We start from the raw sequence: 9,443 nt of genomic DNA, 5'->3' as shown, positions 1-9,443 counted from the left end.
CGCCCCGCCCGCCCACCCTTCCCTACACTCACTGCACACCCCGCGCCGCCCACGACTGGGCCGCGCGGCACCGCGACGAACGAGGGGAGCCCGGCCATGCGTGACCACACCGCTGCCGTCGTTCCCCACTCCCGCTACGAGGTGATCCTCGTGTCTCCGTCCGTCCGGTGCCCGCGGCGCGGCCGGCACCGGATGTCCTGACGGCTCATCCGTACCTCGAAGCGCCCACGCCCCGACGGCTTTCCGACGTGGCGTGGGCAGGTACGTACGATGTCTCAGCCGTCGGGAAATCGCGCAGCCCCAGTTCGGAAACACCCCGAAAGGCCAAGGGCCGTGCGCAACAACTCCGACCGTCACCTCTCCGCCGTGCGCAACCTGGGCATCCTCGCCCACGTCGACGCGGGAAAGACCACCGTCACCGAGCGGATCCTGTTCGCCACCGGGACCACGCACAAGCGCGGCGAGGTCCACGACGGTACGACCGTCACCGACTTCGACCCCCAGGAGCGCGACCGTGGGATCACCATCTTCTCCGCGGCCGTCAGCTGCTCCTGGGACGGTCACCGCCTCAACCTGATCGACACCCCCGGACACGTCGACTTCGCCGACGAGGTGGAGCGTGCGCTGCGGGTCCTCGACGGGGCGGTCGCGGTGTTCGACGCGGTGGCGGGTGTGGAGCCGCAGAGCGAGTCGGTGTGGCGGCAGGCCGACCGGCACGGCGTGCCGAGGATCGCGTTCGTCAACAAGCTGGACCGGGCGGGCGCCGACCTGGACGCGGCCGTCGCGTCGATCCGCGCACGGCTCCACCCGGCCCCGCTGGTCGTTCAGCTGCCGATCGGCACGGAGGACGCCTTCACCGGCGTCGTCGACCTGCTGTCCATGCGGGCGCTGACCTGGGACGACGGTGGTGATGCGGCCGTCGAGGGCCCCGTGCCCCAGGAGCTGCGCGAGGAGGCGTCGCGCAGGCGTCGGCTGCTGGAGGAGGCGGTGGCGGAGCGTCACCCGGGAGCGCTGGAGGAGTTCTGCGCGCGCGAGACGCTCTCGGCGCGGACGCTCGGCAGCGCCCTGCGGGACCTGACCCGCACCGGCGACGGCGTGGTCGTGCTGTGCGGCTCGGCCTACCGCAACCGGGGGATCGAACCGCTGCTGGACGCCGTGGTCGCCTATCTGCCGTCGCCGGTGGACGTGCCGGCCGTCCGCGGCATGCGCGACGGTGTCGAGGAGCAGCGGCCCGCCGACCCCGCCGCGCCGTTCGCCGCCCTCGCGTTCAAGGTGCAGGCCACCCCCACCGGCAGGCTCACCTACCTGCGGGTGTACTCGGGCGCGGTCGAGAAGGGAGACACGGTGTGGGACGCGACCGCGGGACGCGCCGAGCGGATCGGCCGCATCCTGCGGGTCCAGGCCGACCGGCACGCCCCGTTGGAGCGGGCGAGCGCCGGGGACATCGTGGCCGTGGTCGGGCTGAAGTCGGCCCGTGCGGGCTCGACCCTGTGCGCGCCGGGCGCCCCGCTGGTCCTGGAACCGCCCGGGGCCGCCGACCCGGTCGTGTCGGTGGCGGTCGAGCCGCGCCGCGGCACGGACACCGAACGGCTCGCCTCGGCGCTGGCGCGGCTGGTCGAGGAGGACCCGTCGCTGACCGTGCGCACGGATCCCGAGACGGGCCAGACGGTGCTGTCCGGCATGGGTGAACTGCACCTGGAGGTCGCGGTGGAGAAGATCCGTCGCACCCTCGGGCTGGAGGTCAACGTCGGCCGTCCGCGCGTGACCTACCGTGAGACGGTGGCGCGCGGGGTGTCCGGTCTGGTCTTCCGGCACGTCAAACAGGACGGCGGTGCCGGGCAGTTCGCCCACGTCGTGCTCGATGTGGAGCCGCTGGACGACGGCTTCGACTTCCGCTCGACGGTCGTCGGCGGGCGGGTGCCGCAGGAGTACGCGCGTGCCGTGGAGGCCGGCTGCCGGGACGCCCTCGCCGAGGGCCCGCTCGGCGGGCACGCGGTCACCGGGCTGAGGGTCACCCTGACCGACGGCGCGACGCATGTGAAGGACTCCTCCGAGATGGCCTTCCGCACGGCGGGCCGGCTCGCGCTCAGAGAAGCACTGCGGGGCTGCGTGATGGCACTGCTGGAGCCGGTCGTCGAGGTCACGGTGACCGTGCCCGAGGACGCCGTCGGCGGTGTGCTCGGCGACCTCGCCGCCCGGCGCGGCCGGGTCACGGACTCGGCGGTGCGGGGCGGCGCCGCGGTGGTCACCGCCACCGTGCCGCTCGCGGAACTGTTCGGCTACGCGACCCGTCTGCGCAGCCGCAGCCAGGGCCGCGGCACCTTCACCGCCCGGCCCACGGGGTACGCCCCGGCGCCGCGGGGCGCGGCGGTGCCGGCGCCGTAGCGGATGCGGGTCGGCACCGGTGGCCCTGCCCCTGCTGTCGGGGGCGGGGCCACCCGGGCGTCAGGCGTGGACGTCGATGTAGTACGAGGGCCCGAAGCTGTCACCCTTCACCGGCGTCACGTACATGCGGACGGTCCAGGTCTCGGGGATGTCCCTGCTGGTCCAGCCGGTGCAGTAGTTGGCGGTGTGACCGCGGGTGTCGACCTTGAAGTCCGGCTTGGCGTCGAACGGGGGGTAGTCGAGCGCGACCTCGACGGCCCACCCGTCCGAGTTGGTGTCGCAGGCCTTGATGGCGTCACCGGGGATCGAGCCGTCCGGGTCGGCGTTGAAGATTCCGTGGCCGGCGTCCCACGCGGCGTCGATGCGGACCGTTCCGGCCCAGGCCTGTCCTCGCATACCGGCCACCAGACCGACCGCGCACGCACCGGTCGCCAGGGCCCGCGCCAGGGTTCTCCGGGACTTCATCGTGAGGTCAGCGTCAGCGAACCGCTCTGCACCTGCTGTTCGCCGGCGCCGTTGCCCGCGTCGACACCGAGCGTCCACCGGTACACATCGGCGGCGAAGGTCCGCTGCACCTGCGGGAACCCGCCGCCCCGGTGGAAGTCGGCCATCTCCAGCCGGTGCGCCGACGGCTCGTCTGGTGTCGGCCGCCCCGGCGCTCGCCGCCCCGGCCGACACCAGCGCGGCCGAGGACGTGGTCATGCCGGACGATCGGCCGGTGGTTCTTTTGAGGGGGGAAGGGTGGGGGCCGGGGTCAGGTCAAGGTCTCCGGGCCCGGGACGAACTCCGGGTCGATCTGGGCCGCCAGGTTCTGGCCGGTCGCCGCGTCCGCCCAGGCGCGGGCGTTGCGCAGGTGGAACTCGACGGCGTGGGCGTGCAGGGTCTTCCAGTCGCGGCGGCGGGCGTCGACCGTGTCGCGCAGGACGCGCAGGGCGTGGCGGTTGGTGTCCTCCAACTCGCCCCGCGGGGCGCCGCGTTCGGCGGAGCGGACCCAGGGGGAGGCGACCAGGTGGGTCAGGAGGTCGTCGCCCACCTGCTCCTTGAGGAAGAGGAGGTCGTCCTCGCCGGTCACCTTGTTGCCGACGACGGCGAGCGGGATGCCGAACTCGCGGGCGTGGTCGCGGTACTGGCGGTAGACGGAGACGCCCTTGCGGGTGGGTTCTGCCACCAGGAACGTCATGTCGAAGCGGGTGAACAGGCCGGAGGCGAAGGCGTCGGCGCCGGCCGTCATGTCGACCACCACGTACTCGCCGGGGCCGTCGACCAGGTGGCTCAGGTAGAGCTCCACCGCGCCGAGCTTGGAGTGGTAGCAGGCCACGCCCAGGTCGCTCTCGTCGAACTCGCCCGTGACCATGAGCGGCACGCCGTTCACGCGCTGGACGTGACGGGTGTGCAGCGGGTCGTCGCCGAGCAGGCGCAGCAGCCGTGAGCCGCGGCCGGGCGGCGTCGTCTTGATCATCGCCTCGGCGGAGGTGATGCGGGGGTTGGTGCCGCGCAGGAGGTCCTTGATGTCGGCGAGGTGCTCGGCCAGGGGAGGGGCGGTGACCTCCTCGGTGCCGGCCGGATCGAGGGCCTCGGCCAGGTGCTGGTTGATGTCGCCGTCGACGGCGAGCACCGGCGCGCCGGACCGCGCCAGCGCGCCGGCGAAGAGGGCCGAGAGGGTGGTCTTGCCGCTGCCGCCCTTGCCCACGAAGGCGACCCGCATCACCGCACCACCGTGTTGAAAATGAATGTCATGTAGCTAGGTTCAGGGCGGGAAGTGATCTCTGTCAAATCGCTCCGCCATGCGGCCTCCACGGAAAGTGATCAAGCCTGCTCCGCTTAATGCATATGATGTGCAAGTGCGTGATTACTGCGTGAGGCCTGCGGGCCCGGACGACCTCGACGGCGCCCGTGCCGTCATGCTCGACACCGTCTACCGCGACTTCGGCACCGGCTATGTGCCCCGGTGGCACGGCGACATCATCGACCCGGCCGGCGCCTATCTGCTCCCCGCGCGCCACACCCTGCTGGTCGCGCTCGACGCAGAGGGGGAGATCGTCGCCACGGGTGCCCTGGACTCCCGCGGCCCGCTCCACCCGCCGAACCCGCGCCATGTCGCCGAACGCTTCCCCTGCGGCGTGACCGCACAGCTGCGCCGGATCTACGTCCGCCCCGAGCACCGTCGACGCGGCCTCGCCCGACGCCTCGTCACCGAACTGCTCGCCTTCGCGGCCGCCGACGGCGGCTACCGCTCCGTCTATCTGCACACCGACCCCCGGGTGGAGGGCGCCGAGGGCTTCTGGCGCTCGCTCGGCCGGGTCGTGCACGACGAACGAGAGGACCCGGGCGGCGGCCAGCACGTCATGCACTTCGAACTCCCCTTCCACCCCGGTGCGGACCTCCCCGCCGCGGCCGTCCCCACCCGCTCCCCCTCCATAGGCCGGTGACCATGCGCTTTCCCCGCCGACCGCGGCTGCTCGCCGCACTCCTGCTCACCCCGCTGCTCGCCGGCTGCTTCGCCGAAGGCGGTGACACCGGCGAGTCCTCCGACGCCAAGGACGGTTCCCGGCTACGCGTCGCCCTCGCCTTCCCGCCCGCCGAGAACCTCTCCCCGTACGGCGCCGACGCCACGATCCTCAGCCGGCTCGGCGTCACCGAGGGCCTGACCGCACTGGACGCCAACGGCGCCCCCGCCCCCGCGCTCGCCGCCTCCTGGCGCCGCGAGAACGACCGCACCTGGCTGTTCACCCTGCGCGACGCCACCTTCCAGGACGGCACCCGGGTCACCCCCGCGACCGTCGCCACCGCCCTCACCCGGGCCACCGAGGCCAGGCCCGCCCCCGCCGCCCTCTCCGGCGTCACCCTCACCGCCGAGGCCGAGGGCGCCACCGCCGTCCGCGTCACCACCACCGCCCCCGACCCCGTCCTGCCGCTGCGCCTGTCCAGCCCCAGCCTCGCGATCCTCTCCCCGAAGGCGTACGGCGCGAAGGGCGCCGCCGACCCGGTCGGCACCGCCACCGGCCCGTTCGAGCTGACCGAGGTGAACGGCAACACCAGCGCCGAACTGGACCGCTTCGACGACTACTGGGGCGGCCGCGCCCAGGCCGCCGGCATCGACGCCCGCTTCATCGCCGACGGCACCGCCCGCGCCAACGCCCTGCGCACCGGCGAGACCGACCTCGCCGAGGCGATCCCGGTCGCCCAGGCCGCCACCCTCGACGCCGGCACCCGCCGCGAGACCGCGACGACCCGCACCACCAGCCTGCTCCTCAACGCGAAGTCCACCGTCTTCAAGGACGCCTCGCTGCGTGCCGCCGCCCGCGCGGCCGTCGACACCTCCGCCCTCGCCAAGGGCGTCTACGAGGGCCACGCCGACGCCGGTGCCGGCATCTACGGCCCCGCCGTCACCTGGGCCGAGGGCAAGCGCGTCGCACCCGCCGGACGCGCGCGGGCCGGGGAGCCCAAGGGCGCCTCGATCACCCTCGCCACCTATGACAACCGGCCCGAACTCCCGGAGGCCGCCCAGGTGGTCAAGCAGCAGCTGGAGAAGGCCGGGTTCACGGTGAAGCTGGAGGTGCGCGAGTACTCGCGGCTGGAGAGCGACGCCCTCGCCGGGAAGTTCGACGCCTTCGTTCTCGCCCGCAACACCCTCGTCGACACCGGCGACCCCGTCGCCGTCCTCGCCAGCGACTACACCTGCGACGGCGGCTACAACATCGCCCAGCTCTGCGACAAGACCGTCGACCGGGCCGTGGCGAAGGCCGAGAGCACCGCCGACACCGGCGAGCGGCAGGACGCCGCCATGGCCGCCGAGGCGGCGGTCCTCGCCAGCGACGCCGTCGTCCCGCTGGTCCACCAGCGCGTCATCACCGGCGTCGCCGACTCGGTCAGCGGGGTGCTCCTCGACCCGTACGAGCGCACCCTCGTCGGCCCCGGCACCCGGCGCTGATCCATGAGGAGCAGGGTGGGCGCGCTGCTGTGGCGCGCCGGACTGGCCGCGCTGCTGGTGTGCGGGATCGGGCTGCTGCCCTGGCTCTCGCGCACCGACCCGGCGCTCACCGTCCTGAAGACACGCTCAGCCGACCGCGACCCGACCCCCGAGGTGCTCGCCGGCATCCGCGCCCAACTGGGCCTGGACGCCGGCCCGTCGCACCTCCTCGGCCAGTGGCTCGCCGGGCTGCCGCGCGGGGACGCCGGACGGTCCTGGATCTCCGGCGACCCGGTCGCGCCCGGCGTGCTCCAGGCCCTCGGTGCGTCCCTGCTGCTGATGGCGGCGGCCCTCGCCGTCGCCCTCAGCACGGCCGCGGCCGTGTGCGCCCGCACCCTGTACCTCGGCGCGCACCGGCGCCTCGACGGCCGCCGCGCCGCCGGTTCCGGCTCCGCGATGCTCGCCGCGCTGCCCGAGTTCCTCATCGCGTCCGTCCTCGCCACCGTCGTCGGCGTGCAGCTCGGCTGGCTGCCCGCCCTCGGCTGGTACGGCCCCCAGTGGACCGTGCTGCCCGCGCTCGCCCTCGGCCTGCCGGCCGGCGCGGTCCTCGGCCGCCTCCTCGACGACCAGCTGCCCGGCGCCTTCGCCGAACCCTGGGCGCTGGCCGCCGCCGCGCGCGGCCTGCCCGGCCGGTCCGTCGCCCGCCAGGCGCTGCGCCGCTGTGTGCCCGGACTGCTGCCCAACCTCGGGCTGTTCGTCGTCGGTCTCACCGGCGGCGCGGTCGCCGTGGAGCAGATCTTCGACATCCCCGGCCTCGGCCGTACCACCCTCCAGGCGGCCATCGCCCAGGACCTGCCCGTCCTCCAGGCCGGCACCCTCGCGCTCGTCGCCCTCGCCGCCGTCACCACCGGCACCGCCCGGCTCGCCGCGCGGCGGCTCATCGGCCCCGCCCTGCGTGACGGCGCCCTGCGGAGCCCGCACCGTCCGACGCCGACCGTCCACCCGCTGCTGCCTCTCGCCCACGGTCTGCCGCTGGCGGTCGTCATCGCGCTCGGCCTGCCCCGCGATCCGCTCGCCCTCGACACCGGCGCCCGCCTGCGGGCGCCTTCCGCCGCGCACCCCTTCGGCACCGACGCGCTCGGCCGGGACATGCTCGCCCGGGTCGCCCACGGCGCCCTGGACACCCTGCTGCTCGCCCTCGCCATCACCGCGATCGCCCTGCTCACAGGCGTCCTGCTGGGGCTGCTGCCCACGCTGTCCGCGCCGCTCGTCGACACCGTCAACGCCGTACCGCCCGTCCTCGCCGCGCTCCTCGTCACCGCCGTCTGGGGCAGCGGCACCACGACGCCCGTCCTCGCCGTCGCCGTCGTCGCCTGGGCGCCGCTCGCCGCGCACACCTCCGCGCTGCTGCTCCAGGAACGCGCCACCCTCCACCTCACCGCCACCCGCGCACTGGGCGCCGGCCCCTGGTACCTGCTGCGCCACGAACTCCTGCCCGCCGTCCTCCCGCCCGTCGCCCGCCACGCCCTGCTGCGGCTGCCCGGCGTCGCCCTCGCGCTGGCCTCCCTCGGCTTCCTCGGCCTGGGCGCCCAGCCGCCGTCCCCCGAGTGGGGCCTGCTGCTCGCCGAGAACCAGCCCTACGCCGAACGCGCCCCCTGGGCCGTCCTCGCCCCCGCCGCCGTCCTCGCCCTGCTCGGCGCGCTGGCCGTGACGGCGGGCAGCGCGGCGGGCCGGGGACCGGCCCGGCCGAAGGGCGGGTCGGCCACCCGCCGGCGCGGCCGGCACACCACCGCGGCGGCCGTCGAACAGCCGTCGCCCGCCCAGGAGTCGATCACCATCCGATGAGTACGCTCACCCTGTCCCGCAAGGCCGACCGCGTCCGGCTCTCCCCGCTCCTGCGGCTGCTGATCCTCACGCAACTCGCCTTCAACATCGGCTTCTTCGCCGTACTGCCCTTCCTCGCCGAACACCTCGGCACCGCGGTCGGCATGGCCGGCTGGGCGGTCGGGTTCGTGCTGGGGCTGCGGACCTTCAGCCAGCAGGGCCTCTTCGTGGTCGGCGGCGCCCTCGCCGACCGGTACGGCATCCGGCCCGTCGTCCTCGTCGGGTGCGCGCTGCGCATCGCCGGGTTCGCCTGGCTCGGACACGCCGAACAGGTGTGGGCGGTCGTGGGCGCCGTCCTGCTGATCGGCTTCGCCGCCGCGCTGTTCTCGCCCGCCGTCGAGTCCGAGGTGGCCCGGCAGGCCGTGGTGTGGGAGGAGACCGGCGGCGGTTCGCGCACCCGGGTCCTCGCGCTGTTCACGGTCGCCGGGCAGGCCGGCGCGTTCGTCGGACCCCTGATCGGCGCGCTGCTGCTGTCGGTCGACTTCCGTACGGTCTGCCTCGCCGGAGCCGGGATCTTCGTCCTCGTCCTGGCCGGGCACGCCTGGCTGCTGCCGCAGCACATCCCGGGCCGCACCCGCGTCCCGATCCGGGGCGGCCTCGGCCCCCTGCTGCGCAACCGCCGCTTCCTCGCCCTGTGCTGCGCGTACGGCGCCTACCTGCTCGCCTACAACCAGCTCTACCTCGCCCTGCCCGCCGAGGTCGAGCGGGCGGCCGGCTCCCAGGCGCCGCTGGCCTGGCTGTTCGCGCTGTCCTCCCTGCTGGTGGTGACCCTGCAACTGCCCGTCACCCGGTGGGTGGGGGAACGGCTCACCCTGCGGCGTTCGATGGCCGCCGGACTGACGACGATCGCCGCCGGCTTCGCCGTGGTGGCCGCGGCGCTGCCCGGCGGATGGACCGGGACGCCCGCACTGGTGCCCGCCGCCGGTTTCGTCGCGCTGCTCACCCTCGGCCAGATGCTCGTCGCCCCCGCCGCCCGCGCCTGGGTCCCCGACCTCGCCGAGGACGGCCGCCTCGGCCTGTACACCGGGGCGCTGTCCTCCGTGTCCGGTCTGATCGTGCTCGTCGGCAGCGCGGCCTCCGGCAGCCTCCTCGATTCGGGCCTGCCGCCCGCCGTGCCGTGGCTGCTCCTGGCCGCCGTACCGGCCGCCGCGATCGCGTTGCTGCCCCGGAAGGCGTGAACACGGCGAAGGGCCCGGACCGGCGTGCGGACGCTGTTGGTAAATCCGGTGCGGGCGTGACGGCGGCCTGTACGACTCCGTTGGGG

Annotated in this window: 8 protein-coding genes; 5 read left to right on the top strand and 3 right to left on the bottom strand. The window is 74.6% G+C overall.

The genetic code is table 11. The features are described from left to right. Positions 1–333 precede the first annotated feature (333 nt). On the top strand, positions 334–2,385 hold the full coding sequence (fusA, locus tag ALMP_RS03130; protein ID WP_264924463.1) for an elongation factor G: 2,052 nt from the start codon (positions 334–336) through the stop codon (positions 2,383–2,385). 60 nt (positions 2,386–2,445) lie between these two features. Here the strand turns inward: fusA and ALMP_RS03125 are convergent, their stop codons facing one another. From ALMP_RS03125 to ALMP_RS03115, 3 genes are all read right to left on the bottom strand, one after another. Beyond that, entirely contained in the window at positions 2,446–2,850 is a 405-nt protein-coding gene (locus ALMP_RS03125) for a hypothetical protein (RefSeq protein ID WP_264924462.1), read from the bottom strand. Next, on the bottom strand, positions 2,847–2,996 hold the full coding sequence (locus tag ALMP_RS03120; RefSeq protein WP_264924461.1) for a hypothetical protein: 150 nt from the start codon (positions 2,994–2,996) through the stop codon (positions 2,847–2,849). Before ALMP_RS03120 ends, ALMP_RS03125 begins: the two co-directional genes overlap by 4 nt. A 143-nt stretch (positions 2,997–3,139) precedes the next feature. Further along, the gene (locus ALMP_RS03115; RefSeq protein ID WP_264924464.1) at positions 3,140–4,090 is read right to left on the bottom strand and encodes an ATP-binding protein; all 951 of its coding nucleotides are present in this window, start codon (positions 4,088–4,090) and stop codon (positions 3,140–3,142) included. A 136-nt stretch (positions 4,091–4,226) separates the two neighbouring features. On the opposite strand from ALMP_RS03115, the gene ALMP_RS03110 reads away from it, so the two are divergent. The 4 genes from ALMP_RS03110 to ALMP_RS03095 are packed head-to-tail and all read left to right on the top strand — an operon-like array spanning position 4,227 to position 9,357. Continuing rightward, on the top strand, positions 4,227–4,814 hold the full coding sequence (locus ALMP_RS03110; protein ID WP_264924460.1) for a GNAT family N-acetyltransferase: 588 nt from the start codon (positions 4,227–4,229) through the stop codon (positions 4,812–4,814). Between the two features lie 2 nt (positions 4,815–4,816). Further along, positions 4,817–6,316 (top strand): ABC transporter substrate-binding protein, encoded by a 1,500-nt coding sequence (locus tag ALMP_RS03105; protein ID WP_264924459.1) that lies wholly within the window; start codon positions 4,817–4,819, stop codon positions 6,314–6,316. 3 nt (positions 6,317–6,319) lie between these two features. After that, complete coding sequence (locus tag ALMP_RS03100; protein ID WP_264924458.1) at positions 6,320–8,140, top strand: ABC transporter permease subunit; 1,821 nt, start codon at positions 6,320–6,322, stop codon at positions 8,138–8,140. Continuing rightward, positions 8,137–9,357 carry an MFS transporter gene (locus tag ALMP_RS03095; protein ID WP_264924457.1) on the top strand — a complete coding sequence of 407 codons (1,221 nt, stop codon included), beginning with the start codon at positions 8,137–8,139 and terminating at the stop codon, positions 9,355–9,357. Before ALMP_RS03100 ends, ALMP_RS03095 begins: the two co-directional genes overlap by 4 nt. Positions 9,358–9,443 lie beyond the last annotated feature (86 nt).

The organism is Streptomyces sp. A012304 (assembly GCF_026008495.1).
Classification (GTDB): Bacteria; Actinomycetota; Actinomycetes; order Streptomycetales; family Streptomycetaceae; genus Streptomyces.
This window is presented reverse-complemented; position numbering and strand designations above follow the sequence as displayed.